Annotated in this window: 13 protein-coding genes; 2 read left to right on the top strand and 11 right to left on the bottom strand. The window is 60.8% G+C overall.

Annotated features, from left to right (window positions below; all coding sequences use genetic code 11):
• The first annotated feature begins 151 nt into the window (after positions 1-151).
• Positions 152-1,144: an alpha/beta fold hydrolase gene (locus NPS47_RS13620; RefSeq protein ID WP_274295434.1), complete on the top strand. Its 993-nt coding sequence runs from the start codon at positions 152-154 to the stop codon at positions 1,142-1,144.
• A gap of 70 nt (positions 1,145-1,214) precedes the next feature.
• Here the strand turns inward: NPS47_RS13620 and NPS47_RS13625 are convergent, their stop codons facing one another.
• The 7 genes from NPS47_RS13625 to NPS47_RS13655 all read right to left on the bottom strand — a co-directional run bounded on the left by NPS47_RS13625 (position 1,215) and on the right by NPS47_RS13655 (position 8,048).
• Positions 1,215-1,541, bottom strand: coding sequence for a GlpM family protein (locus NPS47_RS13625; protein ID WP_274295511.1), 327 nt, complete (start codon positions 1,539-1,541; stop codon positions 1,215-1,217).
• Positions 1,542-1,574: 33 nt separating this feature from the next.
• Positions 1,575-2,900, bottom strand: coding sequence for a sigma-54-dependent transcriptional regulator (locus NPS47_RS13630; RefSeq protein ID WP_038607729.1), 1,326 nt, complete (start codon positions 2,898-2,900; stop codon positions 1,575-1,577).
• Entirely contained in the window at positions 2,897-4,804 is a 1,908-nt protein-coding gene (locus NPS47_RS13635; protein WP_274295435.1) for a sensor histidine kinase, read from the bottom strand. Before NPS47_RS13635 ends, NPS47_RS13630 begins: the two co-directional genes overlap by 4 nt.
• Positions 4,805-4,873: 69 nt before the next feature.
• Positions 4,874-5,608, bottom strand: a complete 735-nt coding sequence (locus NPS47_RS13640; protein ID WP_274295436.1) for an amino acid ABC transporter ATP-binding protein — start codon at positions 5,606-5,608, stop codon at positions 4,874-4,876.
• Entirely contained in the window at positions 5,605-6,273 is a 669-nt protein-coding gene (locus NPS47_RS13645) for an amino acid ABC transporter permease (RefSeq protein ID WP_274295512.1), read from the bottom strand. Before NPS47_RS13645 ends, NPS47_RS13640 begins: the two co-directional genes overlap by 4 nt.
• Positions 6,270-7,016: an amino acid ABC transporter permease gene (locus tag NPS47_RS13650; RefSeq protein ID WP_274295437.1), complete on the bottom strand. Its 747-nt coding sequence runs from the start codon at positions 7,014-7,016 to the stop codon at positions 6,270-6,272. Before NPS47_RS13650 ends, NPS47_RS13645 begins: the two co-directional genes overlap by 4 nt.
• A 99-nt stretch (positions 7,017-7,115) precedes the next feature.
• Entirely contained in the window at positions 7,116-8,048 is a 933-nt protein-coding gene (locus NPS47_RS13655; protein WP_274295438.1) for a glutamate/aspartate ABC transporter substrate-binding protein, read from the bottom strand.
• Between the two features lie 334 nt (positions 8,049-8,382).
• On the opposite strand from NPS47_RS13655, the gene NPS47_RS13660 reads away from it, so the two are divergent.
• Positions 8,383-12,765: an NEL-type E3 ubiquitin ligase domain-containing protein gene (locus NPS47_RS13660; protein ID WP_274295439.1), complete on the top strand. Its 4,383-nt coding sequence runs from the start codon at positions 8,383-8,385 to the stop codon at positions 12,763-12,765.
• Between the two features lie 84 nt (positions 12,766-12,849).
• Here the strand turns inward: NPS47_RS13660 and glpD are convergent, their stop codons facing one another.
• The 4 genes from glpD to NPS47_RS13680 form a co-directional block, all read right to left on the bottom strand.
• Positions 12,850-14,430 carry a glycerol-3-phosphate dehydrogenase gene (gene glpD, locus NPS47_RS13665; RefSeq protein WP_425313512.1) on the bottom strand — a complete coding sequence of 527 codons (1,581 nt, stop codon included), beginning with the start codon at positions 14,428-14,430 and terminating at the stop codon, positions 12,850-12,852.
• A gap of 141 nt (positions 14,431-14,571) precedes the next feature.
• Positions 14,572-15,327 (bottom strand): DeoR/GlpR family transcriptional regulator, encoded by a 756-nt coding sequence (locus NPS47_RS13670; RefSeq protein ID WP_010221027.1) that lies wholly within the window; start codon positions 15,325-15,327, stop codon positions 14,572-14,574.
• Positions 15,328-15,474: 147 nt separating this feature from the next.
• Positions 15,475-16,974, bottom strand: a complete 1,500-nt coding sequence (glpK, locus tag NPS47_RS13675) for a glycerol kinase GlpK (RefSeq protein ID WP_274295441.1) — start codon at positions 16,972-16,974, stop codon at positions 15,475-15,477.
• A 67-nt stretch (positions 16,975-17,041) separates the two neighbouring features.
• Positions 17,042-17,893: an MIP/aquaporin family protein gene (locus NPS47_RS13680; RefSeq protein WP_274295442.1), complete on the bottom strand. Its 852-nt coding sequence runs from the start codon at positions 17,891-17,893 to the stop codon at positions 17,042-17,044.
• Positions 17,894-18,059: the final 166 nt, after the last annotated feature.

Consider the following 18,059-nt stretch of genomic DNA (forward strand, 5'->3'; position numbering starts at 1 on the left):
AAAGGTGCAGCCAGTGGACGCCATGATCGAGCAGCATGGCGCTTACCGCTCAGCGCGTGTCATCAAACGGTCACGGTTTTGTGGCAGCGCGCTCGCATGAAAGTCATCAGACTCCCGTTCTACTGGGGATTTTCAATCTGGTGTTTCCTTCATGCGGGCGTTTTTGTTTGTTCTGGCGCTGATCAGCGCCTTACCTTCCTTTGCGGCGTCGCGCTGCGACGTCGACGTGCCCACCGAGCACGCCGAGATCGCTTCGTTGAGCGTGGCGTACCAGAGCATCGGTCGTGACTCGGACCCGGCTCTGTTATTGGTCATGGGCCTCGGTGGCCAGTTGATCCATTGGCCCGATGAAGTGGTGGTTGCCTTGTGCCAACAAGGCTTTCGGGTCATTCGCTATGACAACCGCGACGTCGGCCTGACCCGCTGGCTTCAGGCACCGGCTAGCGCCAACCTGACCTACCAGGTGCTGCGTTACAAGCTCGGACTGTCGGTGGCCGCACCCTATAGTCTCAATGATATGGCTGAAGATGGCCTGGGACTGATGGATGCCCTGCACGTCGAACGCTTCCATGTCCTCGGCGTCAGCATGGGCGGCATGATTGCCCAGCATATGGCGGCAGTGGCCCCGGAACGGGTCGAAAGCCTGACCTTGATCATGTCCAGCTCCGGCGCCCAGGGGCTGCCGACACCTAGCCCAGCGTTGGTGCAGTTGCTGGCACGGCGCGAGGCCCCGAACCGTGAAGCGGCCCTGGAGCAGCAGGCTGACCTGCTGGCAGCCCTGGGCAGTCCGCAGGTCGAGGACGACCGTCAGGCGCTGTTACAGCAAGCTGCGCAATCCTACGACCGGGCTTTTAATCCGCAAGGCGTCGAGCGCCAGATCATGGCCATTCTCGCCGAGCCGAGCCGGGTCGAGTTGCTCAACAGCCTGCGCCTACCGACGCTGGTGGTGCATGGCACTGCCGATCCGCTGTTGCCGGTGATGCATGGTGTACACCTGGCGGCGCACATCCAGGGTAGCCAGTTGAAGCTGATTCCGGGGCTGGCCCATCGCTTTCAGGAGCAGTTCAAGGTGCCTTTGCTGGCGGCGGTGCTGCCTTATCTGAAAACCCAACGCCTGGCAGATACCCATCTGGCGGTGTATTGATCGCGGGGCAAGCCCGCTCCCACCGGCTCAGTGGTAACCCAGTGGGAGCGGGCTTGCCCCGCGATCGGGTTCAATGCAAGCGCACCCAGACACTGACCAGCACCGTCGCTGCCACCAGCCACGCCACTGCCGCCAGCGCCAACGACAGCTCCAGGCGCAGGCGGTCGACCAGTACATACAAGGCCGCCAGGTAGACGAAATAGGGAATGATCGACCACATGCCGAACAGGATGGTGGTCTTCAGGTCCTCCAGTGAGCGGCCTTTACCGACGATGTAGTGGGCAATCAGGGCGAAGGTCGGAAACAGCGGGACCAGGCCGGCGATGTAGTAGTTACGGGTTTTCGCCAGAGCGGCAAGGATCACCACTACCGCCGCGCCCAGGCAGGCTTTGAGTATCAGGTCCACATGCTTTCTCGTGTTGTCGGCCGGTCAACCCAGGCCATATTTCTTCACTTTGTCGAACAGCGTGGTCTTGGCCATGCCCAGCTCCTGGCTGGCCTGGCTGAGGTTGCCGCCGGTACGCTGCAAGGCATCGCTGAGCAGGTTGCGTTCGAAGGCCTCGACCGCTTCGGCAAAACCCAGACCCTGGTTGGCACTGGCGCCAGCCTTCTTGAAGGCCGGCAGGCCCAGGGCATAGCGCTCGGCCACGTTGCGCAGTTCACGCACGTTGCCTGGCCAGTCGTGGGCCATCAGGCGCGACAGGGTCTGGCTGTCCAGTTGCGGCACTTCACGGTCGAAGCGCAATGACGACAGCTGCAGGAAGTGTTCGAACAGTTGCAGGATGTCTTCACGACGCTCGCGCAGCGGCGGCAGCTCCAGGGTGACCACGTTGAGGCGGTAGTACAGGTCGCTACGGAACTGCCCGCTCTGACCGAGTGCGTCGAGATCTGACTTGGTCGCGGCGATCACCCGGCAATCCACGGCAATGCTCTGGTTCGAGCCCAGGCGCTCGAGGGTGCGCTCCTGCAACACGCGCAGCAGCTTGATCTGCAGGTTGATCGGCATGCTTTCGACTTCGTCGAGGAACAGCGTGCCGCCATTGGCGTGCTCGATCTTGCCGATGCGGCGCTTGCCCGCGCCGGTAAAGGCGTTGGCCTCGTGGCCGAAGATTTCGCTTTCGAACAGGTTTTCAGGCAGGCCACCGCAGTTCAGGGCGACAAAGGGCTGGCTCTGCCGGCGGCTGAAGTCGTGCAAGCAACGGGCGACCAGCTCTTTGCCGGTACCGGTCTCGCCTTCGATCAGGACGTTGGCCGAAGTGTCGGCGACGTTGGCAATCAGTTCACGCAGGTTCTGCATGGCCGGCGAACGGCCGATGATCCGGCCTTCCAGGGTGCTTTGCTCGGCCAGTTGCCGGCGCAAGGCGAACACCTCTCGCGATAGCCCGCGTTGTTCCAGGGCGCGGCGCACCACTTCGACCAGGCGTTCCGGGGCGAAGGGTTTTTCCATGAAGTCGTAGGCGCCGTTGCGCATGGCGCCGACGGCCATGTCGATATCGCCGTGGCCAGTGATCAGCACCACCGGCAGGCTGCTGTCGCGCGCCTTGAGCCGGCTCAGCAGTTCCAGGCCATCGATGCCGGGCAGCCGAATGTCGCTGACCACGATCCCGGCGAAATCATCACCGATGCGTTGCAGGGCTTCTTCGGCGCTGCCAACACCTTCACAGGCGATGTCTTCCAGCGCCAGGGCCTGCTGGCAGCCGAGCAGCACATGCGGGTCGTCTTCGACGATCAGGACGGTAAGGGGCGCTTGGTTCATAGGGACTCGGCAGATTCTGTAGGGGCATTGACCAGGGGCAGGGCGAGGACGAACGCCGTGCCGCCACTGGCGGGGTGTTCGACACTCAGGCTGCCCTTGGCAGCGGCGGCGAGGCTGGCGGACAGGGTCAGGCCCAGGCCCAGGCCATGCTCTCCCGGCTTGGTGGTGAAAAACGGTTCGAACAGGTGCTTGCGGGCTTCATCGTCGATGCCATGGCCATTGTCGCGCACCCGCAGGCGATACTTGTCGCCTTGCCGCTCGCCTTCCAGCCACAGCTCGGGCAGCGGTTGTGCGGCCATGGCGTCGAGGGCGTTACCGATCAGGTTGACCAGGATCTGTTCCAGGCGGGTCTGATCGATGGCCAGTTGCTGGTCGTCGAACTGGTTGTTGAGTTTCAGGTGGCAGCCAGCGATACGGTTGCTCAGCACTTGCAGGCTGGCATCCACCGCCTTGGCCAGCGAGGCCTGGCCGCTGTCGTCACCGCGTCGGGCAAAGGAGCGCAGGCTCGCGGTGATCCGGCCCATGCGATCGATCAGGTCGTTCATGGTGCGCAGGTTGGTGCTGGCGGTTTCCAGAGCGCCGCGCTCAAGAAAGCGCACGGTGTTACCCGACAGCGTGCGCAGCGCCGCCAGTGGCTGGTTCAGCTCATGGGCGATGCTGGTCGACATCTGGCCGATGGCCGCGAGTTTTCCGGCCTGGACCAGTTCGTCCTGGGCATGGCGCAGGGTCTGCTCGGCTTGTCGGCGCTCACGAATCTGGCCTTTGAGGCGATCGTTGCTGGCCCGCAAGTCGGCAGTACGCTCGGTGATCTTGCGCTCCAGCTGGCTGTTGGCCTCTTCAAGTGCCTCACGGGCGGCCAGGCGCGTGGCGATGACCTTGCGCCGCTCGTTCCAGGCAATCAGCACAATTGTCAGCAGGGCGAAGGCTACTGCGACCAGGACGCCCTGGATGATCGACTCGCGGCGCAGGTCCTGCAGGGGTGTAAGCAGAGTGAAATGCCACGGTGTGTCGCTCAGGCGTCGGGTCTGGGCCAGGTAGGCGACTTCGCGGCGGCCATCGCCCAGTTCGGCATTGGCCGGGAAGCTGAGTTTTTCGATACCGTCGGCGAGCTTTTCCCGCGACAAGGGCTGCAGCTCATTGAGCGGCCACCAGTAGTACTGCAGGCTGCGGGCCAGGCGTTCCTTTATTTCCGGGGTCAACGGGCGCACCGACTTGAGCCGCCGCGCCGGATCGCTGGAGAGGATGATGATGCCGTTCTCGTCGCTGACGAAAGCTTCCAGGCGAGCCCGTTGCCAGCGTTCTTCCATGTTCTCCAGGCGCACCTTGATCACTGCCACGCCAATGATCTTGCCGTGTTCTTCCAGGCCATGGGCCAGGTAGTAGCCGGGCTCGCCGGTGGTACTGCCGATGCCATAGAAGCGTCCCGGCTGACCGCGTACGGCGTGCTGGAAATAGGCGCGGAACGACAGGTCTTCACCGAGGAAGCTGTCGACATCGCGCCAGTTGCTGGTGGCCTGGACCCGGCCGGTGGTATCGAGGACGAAAATCGCCCGGCTGCGGCTGCGCCGGTTCAGGCCTTCGAGGTATTCGTTGACCGTCTGGCGATGTTCACCGTCGGGTTCGGTCAGCAGGCTGGAGACACTGTTTTCCAGTTCCAGCAGGCTGGGCAGGTAGGTGTATTTGCTGATTTCACTCTCGACGCCGCGCGCGTGCAGCTCAAGCTGGCGCTCGCCGGATTCGCTCAAGGTGCGGATGCCGTTGTGTTCGCTGATCATGAAGCCAGCCACACCCAGGCCGATCATCAGCAGGATGATCAGGGGGGGAATCAGCAGTTGGCGGATCAAACGGGGTTTCACGGCAAGGGCAGGCTTGGCTGGGCGAAAGAGCGTGGGATCGCATTTCATCACAGTGGCCTTGGTACGACCAGCACCCTCTGCCCGGCGTACACCGGACAAAGGGTGCTGATCATCACCTCAGTGTTGCAGGATTTTGCTGAGGAAGTGCTGGGTGCGCTCATCACGCGCACTCTGGTCACCGAAGAATTCCTCTTTGGTGCAGTCCTCGATGATGTTGCCCTTGTCCATGAAGATCACCCGGTTGGCGACCTTGCGTGCAAAGCCCATTTCATGGGTCACGCACATCATGGTCATGCCTTCGTGGGCCAGCTGGACCATCACGTCGAGTACTTCGCTGACCATTTCCGGGTCCAGCGCCGAAGTCGGCTCGTCGAACAGCATGACGATGGGGTCCATGGCCAGGGCCCGGGCAATCGCTACACGCTGCTGTTGACCACCGGAGAGTTGCCCGGGGTGTTTCTTCGCCTGGCTGCTCAGACCCACGCGCTCAAGCAGGGCCAGGCCCTTCTTGGTCGCTTCGGCTTCGCTACGACCGAGGACCTTGCGCTGGGCAATGGTCAGGTTTTCGGTGATGGTCAGGTGCGGGAACAACTCGAAATGCTGGAACACCATGCCGACCCGCGAACGCAGCTTGGGCAGGTTGGTCTTGGGGTCGGCGATCGAGGTGCCGTCGACGATGATGTCACCCTTCTGGAAAGGCTCCAGGGCGTTGACGCATTTGATCAGGGTCGACTTGCCCGAACCGGACGGGCCGCAGACCACCACCACTTCACCTTTCTTGACCTCGGTGTTGCAGTCGGTCAGAACCTGGAAGTCGCCGTACCACTTGTTGACGTTCTTGATGGAAATCATACGGTTATCCTTTTCTGCAGACGCTTGACCAGGAAGGAAGCGGAGAAGCTGATGACGAAGTACACAGCGCCAGCGAACACCAGGAACTCGTTGGAGCGTCCGATGATGTCGCCACTGGCCCGTGCCGAGTTGAGGAAGTCGACCAGGCCGACGGTGTAGACCAGCGAGGTGTCCTGGAACAGGATGATGCTCTGCTGCAGCAGCAGCGGGGTCATCTTGCGAAACGCCTGCGGCAGGATGATCAGGCGCATGGTCTGGCCGTAGCTCATGCCCAGTGCCTGGGCAGCACCCATCTGGCCCTTGGAGATCGACTGCACGCCAGCACGGACGATTTCGCAGAAGTACGCCGCCTCGAACATCATGAAGGCCACGACGCAGGAGGTGAAGGCGCCGATCGGAGTGTCTTCGCCGGTGATCCAGCGCAGTACAAAGGGTACTGCCAGGTAGAACCAGGTGATCACCAGCAGCAGCGGGATGGAACGGAAGTAGTTGACGTAAACGCCAGCGATGTTTGCCAGCAGCTTGTTCGACGATAGCCGCATCAGGGCCAGGATGGTGCCCAGCACGATACCGCCGACAACCCCCATGACCATCAGTTGCAGGGTCATCAGCATGCCGTTCCACAGGCCGGGCAGGGCGGGAATGATTCCACTGAAGTCCATTATTTGCCCCCCACGGAGATCAGGCCGGGAACAGCGACTTTCTTCTCGATCATACGCATCAGCAACATCAGGCCCATGTTCAAGGTGAAGTAGATCAGCGTCGCCAGGGTGAAGGCCTCAAACAGGTTGGCCGAGAACTCGGCGGTCTGTTTGGTTTGCGCCAACAGCTCCATCAGGCCGATCAGCGAGGCCACCGAGGAGTTCTTGAACACGTTCAAAAATTCCGACGTAAGCGGCGGAATGATGATCCGGTAGGCTTGCGGCAGCAGCACGTTCCAGTAGATCTGCGGCAGGCTGAAGCCCATGGCGCGGGCAGCGGCTTCCTGGCCGCGCGGCAGCGCCTGGATGCCGGTGCGTACTTGTTCGCAGACACGCGCGGCGGTGAACAGTCCCAGGCAGATGACCACACTGATCAGTGCCGAGGTGGTCGGATTCAAGTCCTGTTTGAACCATTCCTGCAAGCCTTCAGGCAGCAGGTCTGGCACCAGGAAGTACCAGATGAACAGCTGCACCAGCAGCGGTACGTTACGAAAGAGTTCCACGTAGCACGTGGCGATTCCCGATACCACGCGGTTCGGGACAGTACGCATGACACCGAGCACGGAGCCCAGTAGCAGCGCGATGATCCAGGCGGCGACAGCAATGGCGATGGTCCAGCCCAGGCCGGTGATGTACCAGTCCAGATAGGTTTCGCTGCCAACGCCAGTGGACTTGAAGAATACGCCCCAGTCCCAGTTGTAATTCATCGGGATTTCCCCTCAGATCAGTTTTTTCACGGGCACCTTCGAGCATCCAAGGGCGCAAGGCGCCCTCGGATGAAAGGTTAGACACTAACTAGCTGGGGATCAGGACTTCTTTTCGTCTGCAGCTTTGTCGGTAGGATTGGCGATCAGCGCCTTGAGCTCTTCGCTCATCGGGAAGTTCAGGTTCAAGCCCTTAGGCGGGACTGGCTGATTGAACCACTTGTCGTAGATCTTGTTGATCTCGCCCGACTTGTAGAGGGCCACGATGGCCTTGTCGACGGCTGCCTTGAACGCTGGGTCATCTTTACGGACCATGCAGCCGTAGATTTCATAGGACTGTGGGGTGCCGACGATTGCCCAGCCTTTCGGATCCTTGGCCTTGGCCATTTCACCGGCGAGCAGCGCGTCGTCCATCATGAAGGCCACGGCGCGACCGGATTCGAGCATCTGGAAGGATTCGCCGTGGTCCTTGGCCGAGATGACGTTCATCTTCATCTGCTTGTCGGCGTTCATCGACTTGAGGATGCGCTCGGAAGTGGTACCGGCGGTGGTCACCACGTTCTTGCCAGCCAGGTCAGGGAAGTCCTTGTACTTGGCGTTCTCCGGCTTGCCGTCTGCTGCCTTGGTCAGCAGACGGGTACCCACTTCAAAGATACCGACCGAGAAAGCCACTTGCTGCTGGCGCTCGACGTTGTTGGTGGTCGAGCCACACTCGACGTCAACGGTGCCGTTCTGTACCAGCGGGATACGGGTCTGGGAGGTGACCAGGTTGTATTTGACGTTCAGGTTCGGCACGTCCAGGTCCTTTTTCAGGGACTCGACGATGGCCAGCTGGATGTCATGGGAGTAACCGACGGGTTTACCCGAAGCGTCGGCGATGTAGGAGAACGGGATGGAAGCGTCGCGGTGCCCCAGGGTAATGGTGCCCGAGTCCTTGATTTTCTTCAGGGTGCCGGTCAACTCTGCGGCGGTGACTGGCATGCTGATCAAAGCGGCCGTGATGGCTGCGCCCAACAGGTGGGGAACGATACGCATCAAAATTTCCTCGACGTTGTTTTTTTTATGGAGCCGTTGGCCGGCTCTTTCGTTCAGCGAACACTGCAATGAAGCGTTGCGCATTCGGGTACTGAGTGTAGAGCATGAGTCGTGCCAAGCCCTGACTTTGATCATAACGCCGTGAAAAGACTGGGGATTAAAGTTTTTTGACGCTTGCAGTAGCGCTGACTGCGTACGGATACCCGAATGAGTGCTGGTTTGGCGTTCGGAAATCCGAGTGGTCGATGGACATAGGTCAGCGCTTGACGTAATTACCGCTTCGCAGCGGGTCTGGCATGGTGTTCTGGGGCTTTCTCGACAATGAGCACGCACCATGACCGCAAAACTGATACCTGCCGACTCCGTTGATGCACTTATCGCCAGGTGCCTGCCTGGCTGGCTCAGCAGCGCCACGAGCGATCAACTGCATGCCCTGCATCGCGCCTTGGGCAAGCAGCAGGCAAGCGAGCAGCAAGTGCAGGAACTGTTGAGCACTATTCCTGCGCTGGACGACTTCGCCGCCCCCCTGCTGAGAGCGGCCTTGCACCGCAGCCATCGGCTGACCACCAATGTGCGTACAAGTCGGGTACGTGTCGTAGAAAAGGTGTTCCCGCCACCGGTGATCGCCTCTGCGCCTGTAACCCCCTACACCCGTACATCGTCGCAACGCCTGCTGGCAGCGGCATTGCACAACTTTACCGATGAAGAGACCCGGCCGCGTGCGTTCACTCAGGTGACACTGCTTGATGCTTCACGCAAGCCTTTGTCTATTGCTTTTGAGGACTTTGCCCGACTCTGCCGTCAATTGGATCTGGGGGGTAAGTACCAGGCTGTCCTGCGTGAGCGGCTGTTGCCGGCAGATGTGCCCGATAGTACGCCGGGGCAGGCACGCCAGCGCATTGAGGCCATGCTCGAAGAAGTCCAGCGTTCGCAGCTGGAGGTCGCGGTTCGGTTGGCGGCGCTCAAGGGTGAAATCGACTCCCGTAGCTACCTGCTGATGCTGCCGGTCATCGCTGGCAAACCGGTTGTGCCTGCCACGGCGGCCGTGTTGAAGTGCCGTCAGCTGTTTCTGTTGGGCGCCCGCATCAATGGTGTCGTCGTGGTGGAGATATACCCGCCGGGCGATTCTGCGTCGGTACAAGGCATCATCGCGTGGGTGCCTGATGACCCGCAGCAACCGCTGCAGGCGTATACCTCATGGGCGGCCCTCTACCAGGCGTTAGGCGGGCGCCTTCGCGACCCGGGCTATGCGGCCTTTTTTGCCCGATTCATCAGTGAGCGGGACCGCGTTTCCTTTTTCAGTACGTTGAACGGGCTGCTTGCTTCTAACGACGTCCATTCATCTCTGGAGCTCGATGGGCGTAATTTCGCCATCGATCAACCGTTGTTTGCCTATTTACGTCGATTACGCATCGAAAAGATGCTCGACGATGCCAGGGTAATGGCGGTTCCCACCGGAGATGAAGATGCCGAGTCGCGGCGTCAACGACTGCAAGGGTACGAGAACCTGGGGCTGACCTTGCTGAACCTGGCAGGGTTGCTGGTGCCCGGGCTTGGCCAGGTCATGCTCGGTGTTGCAGTCTTGCAGGTCGCCAATGAAGTGTACGAGGGCTATCAGGATTGGCAGTTGGGTGATCGCAAGGCCGCATTGGCGCACCTGTTTGGCGTTGCCGAAAATGTGCTTCTAGGCGCTGCTACAGGGGCGGGTGCTTCTGCTGCGGGCAGGTTGCTTGAGCGGTTGCCCTTCGTCGATGGACTTTCGCCGATCTACACCGATGGCGGTCAGATGAAGCTCTGCACTGAACAGATCACGACCTACCGCGTCAAGGATGCCGGGTTGACAGTCGGACAACAGACTCAGCGCGAAGGTCGGCAACATTTACGTCTGCATGAAGGGACTTACCAGGTGCAAGGCAGTGAGCTCAACGGCACTTTGCGTATTCGCCATCCGCGCCGAAGCGATGTCGGGCCGCTGCTTGAACATAACGGCGCTGGCGGCTGGCGCCATGTACTGGAACAGCCGCAGGAGTGGACAGGCGCTATGCAGTTGCTGCGAAGGCTGGGCGCCAATCTGGCCGATATCACAGAAGGGGAGGCGCAGAGCGTTCTGCATAGCACCGGCTTCGACGAACCCCGGCTGCGCCGTCTGCATCTGGAAAACGCGCGGGCGCCTGCACGGTTGCAGGATGCTGTGGAGTGTTACCGGTTGCATCAGCAGTTCCCTGAGCTACGAGGGGAAGCGTTTGACGAGCTGGTAGCATCCCGTCAGGCAATGGAGCAGTCCACGGTTGCCGTGCTACGGCGAGATTTTCCGGGCCTGTCGATACGCGGTGCCGAGGAAGTCGTCGAGCAGATTGACAGTCATCAGCTTGAACAGATGCTCGAAACCGGTCGGGTTCCGTTGATGCTGGCTGAAAGGGCTCGTTGGTACATTCGCGACGCGCGCCTGGATCGCGCGTGTGCAGGTTTGCATCAACGCCAGGCGGTCAATACCGACACTGAAAAGTTGGCATTGGGCCTAATCGAACACCTGGCACCCTGGCCCGAGTCGATCAAGGTCGAGCTGCGAGCTGACAGTGTTGCTGGCGCGTTGCAGGCGCAGGCGGGTACGCAAGAGGCCGAACACGTCATGTGCGTTGTCAGGGGGCAGCAGGGCTACGCCACCTATGATGCCTCCGGGCGGCTGCTCCCCATGGCTGCACACACCGACAGCCTGGCAGGCGCCTTGTTGTTGTGCCTGGACGCAGGGCAGAAGTTGCTACTCGGCGATCCGCTGCTCAGCGAGCAAGGGTTGAGTAGAGTATTAGCGAAGCAGGCCGGTAGTCACCGTGAAGTGGCGTCGCGATTAATCGGTCAGGCGCCGGTTGGTGGTGGTGTGCGCCCTCCGGTGCGCTTTGGCGACGGACGACTTGGCTATCCGCTCAGTGGTCGCGGGGCAAGTAGCCGTGTGGCGATCAGGCGCGCTATCCGGCAGGTGTTCCCAACGCTGGACGACACTCAGCTGAACCGCTATCTGGTGGAGCTTGACGAGCGCGGGGTCGCCCTGTGGGAGCATGTCCATCAACTGCATGGCCAGTTGGCGCGCCTGCGTATAGTGCTGCGCCGATGGCGGGAGGAGCGCAACGGTGTCCTCGATCTGCTCAGGCGCCAGCGAGTAACTGACAGATTGCGTCGATGCTGGCGGCGCAAAACCGAGATGCTGGAGGATGGCAGTTACTCGTTGGAAATCGAAGGGGAGCGGGTCGGCAGTCTGCCCAGGCTTCCGGATGACGTGGATTTCGGCCATGTGACCCAACTCAAGCTGCGCAATATGAACCTTTCGCAGCTTGATGCTGATTTTCTGCCGCGCTTTCCCAGGCTGCTCTCGCTTGATCTGCGGGACAACCAGCTTTCGACCCTGCCTCAGGGCATTGAGCAGTTGAGCGCATTAAGGCGATTGCGTTTGAACAATAACCAGATCGTCATGACCTCGGCCGCCAACCTGCGTCTGAGGGCTCTGACCAACCTGGAACAGCTCGACCTTGGGCAGAATCCACTGGGTACGGCACCTGATGTGAATGGACTGGTGCACTTGCGCGAGCTGGGATTGCGCGCTACCGGCCTGACGCAGTTTCCGGCAAGGGTTCAGCAACTGCCTTGGCGGGGCCTTACCGACATGCGGGAAAATCAACTGCGACAGCTAAACCAGGAGCTTCATGGACTGCGGCTACGGGCCGAACGTGTGGCCCTGCATGACAATCCACTGGACGAGGCCAGTGAGCAGTTTCTCAGCGACGTGTCGACGTCATCCAGCGTGTCCGGTTCGGGGGGCAACCATAGCTTGCCCTACCGCCATCAACTGGTTCAGGAGGCCGAGCGTGAGCGCTGGCTGGTCGGCGCGTACGGCGCGCTGAGAACCCAGAGAGAGGCCCGCTGGCGCGCTCTTAACAAAGTCACGAGATCGACGGATTTTTTTCGTTTTCTTCGCGATTTTGCTCAATCTCCGGATTTCCAACGGCACCCGATCTACCACAGGATGCGTATGTGGCAGGTCATCGATGCCTGCTACGAGAACAGTGAGGTACGCGAGCAACTGTTCCTTCTGGCGGGTGGCAGGGGCGCTTGCGAGGACCGGTTGCTACTGATCGTCAGTCAGATGCAGGTCCGGGTGATCATTCATCAACAGACGGCAGGGCTGTCTCTGGCGCAAAGCGAAGTGCCGTTGATGCAGTTGGGCCGTTCGTTGTTTCGTCTTGATCAGGTCGATCTGATTGCCGCCCAGCGGCTTCGGGAGATGCGCGCCAGTGGCAGGCACGCAATTGACGACGTTGAGGTCTATCTCACCTACCGCCTTAGGCTGGCGCATACTCTTGGATTGCCAGGGCAGCCGAGCAGCATGCATTACGAAGCCTACAGTGGCGTAACCGCGCAAGACCTGAATATTGCCCGGGTTGCTGTATTGCAGGCCGAATCCAACGAAAGCCTTGCAGCGGCGTTGGCCGTTCGCGACTTCTGGCAGAAGCACCTGCGCACCAGTTACCCCAACCGTTTTACGGCGCTGTTCGACTCGTACCAAGCACCGTTGGCGGATTATCTAGAGCAATGCGAGGCGGGGGATATCAACGAGGAGACCTATCTGCAGCATTGCAAAATCTTGTTGAGTCAAGCCAACGCTGCTGAGCGCGATCTTTACCTGGAGTTGACCCATCAGGCTTATGCGCGTTGGCCAATCCAGTAGCGCCGCCGCAGCGAGCCAGTGACAGACGAGGGCGTGGTGAAAGCGGCGCCTTCATCTGCCATGGCCGCCCCGTGTATAAGGGCTTCAGGCCGCCTGGACGCGTAGCCGGTTCAGCTCGACTTTTTGCAGATATTCCTTAAGTGCAGAGTGTTCTGCTGCCGAGGTAAACAGCCCGAGCTTGGTGCGGCGCCAGAGGATGTCATCGGCGCTGACTGCCCACTCTTCGCTGCACAGGTAATCCACTTCGCGGGTGAACAGGCCGCCACCAATGGCATCGCCCAGGTCCGCGGGGCCTTGTACACCTTCGAGCAGGCGCCAGACGCGGCTGCCATAAGTGAGGGCCCAGCGCTTGGCGATTGCTGCCGGCAGCCAGCCGCAACGGGCCAGGATGGCGTCGGCCAGGGCTTGCGGGGTGGTCATGTCTTCGCCGCCCGGCAGTGTTGCGCTGGCCGTCCAGCTACCGCGCATCTGGGTGAAGAACGGGGCGAGCTGGGTCATGGCCGACTCGGCCAGTTTGCGGTAGGTGGTCAGCTTGCCGCCGAATACCGACAACAGCGGTGCTTCGTCGGTGCCAGCAGAGAGCGCCAGGGTGTAGTCGCGGGTCACCGCCGATGGGTTATCGGATTCGTCATTGCACAGCGGGCGCACACCGGCGTAGGTGTGAAGGATGTCGGCGCGGCTGAGCTGATGGTTGAAGTGCTCGTTGACCACTTTGAGCAGGTAGTCGGTTTCGCCTTCAGTGATCGTGACCTTGGCCGGGTCGCCGGTGTATTCGCGGTCGGTGGTGCCGATCAGGGTGAAGCGCTCCAGGTACGGAATGGCGAACACGATCCGCTGGTCTTCGTTCTGCAGGATGTAGGCATGCTCGCCGTCGTACAGTTTCGGCACGATCAGGTGGCTGCCCTGAATCAGGCGAATGCCGTAAGGGGCGTCGAGCTTGAGGTCATCCTGGATGAATCTGGCCACCCAGGGGCCGGCCGCATTGACCAGGGCGCGGGCCTTGATCGACTGTTGGCTACCGTCAGCGTGTTCCAGCTGTACGTTCCATACGCCATCGACACGTTGTGCGCTGACACAACGTGTACGCGTGCGGATGTCTGCCCCGTGCTCGCGCGCAGCCATGGCGTTGAGGACCACCAGGCGGGCGTCGTCCACGGCGCAATCGGCATATTCGAAACCGCGGGTGATCGCTGCTTTGAGCGGGTTGCCCGGACCGAAACGCAGGCTGCGCGAGGCGCCGAGCTGCTTGCGTTTGCCCAGGTGATCGTAAAGGAACAGGCCGGCACGGATCATCCAGGCCGGGCGCAGGTGCGGGCGGTGCGGGAGGACGAAACGCATTGGTTTGACGATGTGCGGAGCCTTCGCCAGGAGAACTTCACGCTCGGCCAGGGCTTCGCGCACCAGACGGAATTCGTAGTGCTCCAGATAACGCAGGCCGCCGTGGATCAGTTTGCTGCTGGCCGAGGAGGTGTGGCTGGCGAGGTCGTCTTTTTCGCAGAGGAACACCGACAGACCGCGTCCTGCCGCATCGGCGGCTATTCCCACACCGTTGATGCCGCCGCCGATTACGGCGAGGTCATAGATATCGGCCAGGGCGGGCGATGACAAGCTGGATTGCGGCACGGGCGGCTTCCTCAAAGACTTTCTAACATCGATTTTGAACATTTATGTTCACTTTCGAAAATACTAGCGCAACAGAATGCTGCCTGCCAGCCGCTTTCAATAGAAAATACTGATCGGATGATAATTAAATGAAAAATAACGAACATTTTCGCTGCCACCGTTGCGGTGGCAGCTGTTGCCGCCTCAGACCACTTCCAGGCGAATCTTGTACTGGTTGAGCAATTGGGTGAGTGCAGGCACCGGTGCCTGGTCGGTGACCAGGCAATCGATCAGGCTGATGGAACCCAGACGCACCATGGCGTTGCGTCCGAACTTGCTGGAGTCGGCGGCGAGGATCACCTGGCGGGCATTGGCGATGATCGCCTGGGACACCCGCACTTCCTGATAGTCGAAATCCAGCAGACTGCCGTCTTCGTCGATGCCGCTGATGCCGACCAGGGCGAAATCGACCTTGAACTGGTTGATGAAATCGACACTGGCCTGGCCCACCACGCCGCCGTCACGGCGTACGTTGCCACCGGCCAGCAGCACTTCGAAGTCATCCTTGGCGCTGAGGATCGAAGCCACATGCAGGTTGTTGGTGATGATCTTCAGGTGGTTGTGATTGAGCAGGGCGCGGGCGATGGATTCGGTGGTGGTACCGATGTTGATGAACAGCGAGGCGTGGTCGGGAATCTGTGCGGCGATGGCCTCGGCGATTCGCTGCTTTTCATCGCGCATCTGATCGGCGCGCATGGCGTAGGCGGTGTTCTCGATACTGGAGTCATAGGCGGCACCGCCGTGGTAGCGGCGCAGCAGATTGACTTCGGCAAGCTGATTGATATCGCGGCGGATGGTTTGCGGGGTGACGACGAACAGCTGCGCCATTTCTTCGATACTGACATAGCCGCGTTCGCGGACCAGTTCGAGGATTTGTTGTTGGCGAGGGGGCAGATTCATGGGCGGTCCTTTTGGGCTGCCGGGCAAATTGCGCCATGATGCCGGAGGAATTGGCTGGCGGCCAGTCAACCAAAGCGATCGCGGGGCAAGCCCGCTCCCACCGGGTGTTGATGATCCCCTGTGGGAGCGGGCTTGCCCCGCGATGTTTTACTCTTCGTGCGGTTCCCAATCGCGCGTACGGTCCACTGCTTTCAGCCAACCGGCATACAGCTTCTCTTTGGCTGCTTCATCCAGCTGCGGGCTGAACTCGCGCTCGATGATCGCCTTGCCGCGCAGTTCATCCAGACCACTCCAGAAGCCGCACGCCAGACCCGCCAGGTAGGCGGCGCCGAGGGCTGTGGTTTCGCGCATTTGCGGGCGTTCGACACAGGTGCCGAGGATGTCGGCCTGGAACTGCATGAGGAAGTTGTTGGCCACCGCGCCACCGTCCACGCGCAGTTCGCTCAGACGCTCACCGCAATCCTGTTGCATGGCGTCGAGCACGTCGCGGGTCTGGTAGGCGATCGATTCCAGGGCGGCGCGGATGATGTGATCGACCTTGACCCCGCGGGTCAGACCAAACAGTGCGCCACGGGCGTAAGGATCCCAGTACGGTGCGCCAAGGCCGGTGAAAGCCGGCACCAGGTAAACACCGTTGCTGTCCTTGACCTTGCTGGCGAAGTACTCGGTGTCATGGGCGTCATTGACGATTTTCAGCTCGTCACGCAGCCATTGCACGGTGGAGCCGCCATTGAACACGGCGCCTTCCAGGGCGTAGGCCACTTCGCCACGCGGACCGCAGGCAATGGTGGTGAGCAGGCCGTGGGAGGATTTCACCGCCTTGTCGCCGGTGTTCATCAGCAAGAAGCAACCGGTGCCGTAGGTGTTCTTGGCCTGGCCCGGTTCCACGCACATCTGCCCGAACAGCGCCGCTTGCTGGTCGCCCGCGATACCGGCGATGGCAATCCCGCTCTTGGTGCGGCCGTAGACTTCAGAAGAGCTACGCACTTCGGGCAACATCTGCCGAGGAATGTTCAGCACCTCAAGCATCTTCTCATCCCACTCTAGGGTATGGATGTTGAAGAGCATGGTCCGCGAGGCGTTGGTGTAGTCGGTGACGTGTACCTTGCCGCCGGAGAATTTCCAGATCAGCCAGCTGTCGACAGTACCGAACAGCAGATCGCCGCGCTCGGCGCGCTCACGGGCGCCTTCGACGTTGTCGAGGATCCACTTGAGCTTGGTGCCGGAGAAGTACGGGTCGGTGACCAGGCCGGTGGTTTCGCGGATGTACTCCTGCAGGCCGTCACGTTTGAGCTGTTCGCAGATCTCGGTGCTGCGGCGGCATTGCCAGACGATGGCGTTGTACACCGGGCGGCCGGTTTCCTTGTCCCAGACCACGGTGGTTTCACGCTGGTTGGTGATGCCGATGGCGGCCACCTGGTCATGGCTCAGGCCTGCCTGGGCCAGGGCTTCGACCATGGTCGCGCTCTGGGTGGCGAAGATTTCCATGGGATCGTGTTCGACCCAGCCCGCTTGCGGGTAATGTTGTGCGAATTCACGCTGCGAGGTGCCTACCACGTTGGCATCGCGGTCGAAAATGATAGCCCGCGAACTGGTCGTGCCCTGGTCAAGGGCAATGATGTAGTTCTTGTTCTGGGTGTCTGTCATGTCGTTGGCCTTGCACTTAAATAGGGTGGTGGTCAGGGCAGGGCGAGCCTGGCTCGCCGGTTCGGCATCAGGATGCCTGGGTCTTGCCCTGAGGGTTGGCGTCGGTCTGCGCGCGCTCGCTCTCGGCAACCGGCAGGTTGCGGGCGATCACGCCGCGGTACAGGGCGGCACCAAGGCTCGCTCCTATGATTGGCGCAAAAATCGGAATCAGGAAATAGGGAATGTCACGGCCGCCAGTAAAGGCGACTTCGCCCCATCCGGCGAGGAATGTCATCAGTTTGGGCCCCAGGTCACGGGCCGGGTTCATCGCAAAGCCGGTCAGCGGCCCCATGGCGCTGCCGATCACGGCAATCAGCAGGCCGATCAGCAACGGCGCCATGGCACCGCGGGGCAGGCCGTTGTTGTCGTCTGTCAGGGCCATGATCACCGCCATCAGTACCGCAGTAATGATCACCTCGACCAGAAAGGCCTGGCCGGTGGACAGCGCCGGGTGTGGGTAGGTGGAGAATACCGAGGCCAGTTCAAGGCTGGCCTGGCTGCCACGCACCATGGCGTGGGTTTGTTCGTAATCGAAGAACAGGTTGCTGTACAGCGTATAGACCAGCGCGGCGCCACAGAAGGCCCCGGCGATCTGGGCGACGATGTAGAACGGCAGTTTGTGCTTTTCGAATCCGGCGAACAACCACAAGGCGATGCTGACTGCAGGGTTCAGGTGAGCGCCGGATACCCCGGCGGTCAGGTAGATCGCCATGCTCACGCCGGCGCCCCAGATGATGCTGATTTCCCACAGCCCGAAGCTGGCACCCGCGACTTTGAGCGCAGCCACGCAGCCGGTACCGAAAAAAATCAACAGGGCGGTGCCGAGGAATTCGGCCATGCATTGGCTGGATAAGGTGGGTTGTCGCAGAGCTGTCGTCATTCGTTACCTCGGTTTTTGTTGTTGTGAGGCGCAGTGAGCGCTCGACAAAAGCCCGACAGAAATCCCCATTTCGGTCAGGCAGGCGGCAAAAAAACGCACCTGTTCGGTGCATTGCTATATTCAGAATCGAAAAAATATAGACAAGAAACGCTTATGTCAAAGGTCG

Source organism: Pseudomonas putida (assembly GCF_028682475.1).
Taxonomy (GTDB): Bacteria; Pseudomonadota; Gammaproteobacteria; order Pseudomonadales; family Pseudomonadaceae; genus Aquipseudomonas; species Aquipseudomonas putida_AG.

What these genes read in the sequence shown, in the direction of transcription:
- NPS47_RS13620 (WP_274295434.1), top strand. Translation starts at nt 152, where the DNA reads ATGCGGGCGTTTTTGTTTGTTCTGGCGCTGATCAGCGCCTTACCTTCC.
- NPS47_RS13630 (WP_038607729.1), bottom strand. Translation starts at nt 2,900, where the DNA reads ATGAACCAAGCGCCCCTTACCGTCCTGATCGTCGAAGACGACCCGCAT.
- NPS47_RS13635 (WP_274295435.1), bottom strand. Translation starts at nt 4,804, where the DNA reads ATGAAATGCGATCCCACGCTCTTTCGCCCAGCCAAGCCTGCCCTTGCC.
- NPS47_RS13640 (WP_274295436.1), bottom strand. Translation starts at nt 5,608, where the DNA reads ATGATTTCCATCAAGAACGTCAACAAGTGGTACGGCGACTTCCAGGTT.
- NPS47_RS13650 (WP_274295437.1), bottom strand. Translation starts at nt 7,016, where the DNA reads ATGAATTACAACTGGGACTGGGGCGTATTCTTCAAGTCCACTGGCGTT.
- NPS47_RS13655 (WP_274295438.1), bottom strand. Translation starts at nt 8,048, where the DNA reads ATGCGTATCGTTCCCCACCTGTTGGGCGCAGCCATCACGGCCGCTTTG.
- NPS47_RS13660 (WP_274295439.1), top strand. Translation starts at nt 8,383, where the DNA reads ATGACCGCAAAACTGATACCTGCCGACTCCGTTGATGCACTTATCGCC.
- glpD (WP_425313512.1), bottom strand. Translation starts at nt 14,430, where the DNA reads ATGTTCAAAATCGATGTTAGAAAGTCTTTGAGGAAGCCGCCCGTGCCG.
- NPS47_RS13670 (WP_010221027.1), bottom strand. Translation starts at nt 15,327, where the DNA reads ATGAATCTGCCCCCTCGCCAACAACAAATCCTCGAACTGGTCCGCGAA.
- glpK (WP_274295441.1), bottom strand. Translation starts at nt 16,974, where the DNA reads ATGACAGACACCCAGAACAAGAACTACATCATTGCCCTTGACCAGGGC.
- NPS47_RS13680 (WP_274295442.1), bottom strand. Translation starts at nt 17,893, where the DNA reads ATGACGACAGCTCTGCGACAACCCACCTTATCCAGCCAATGCATGGCC.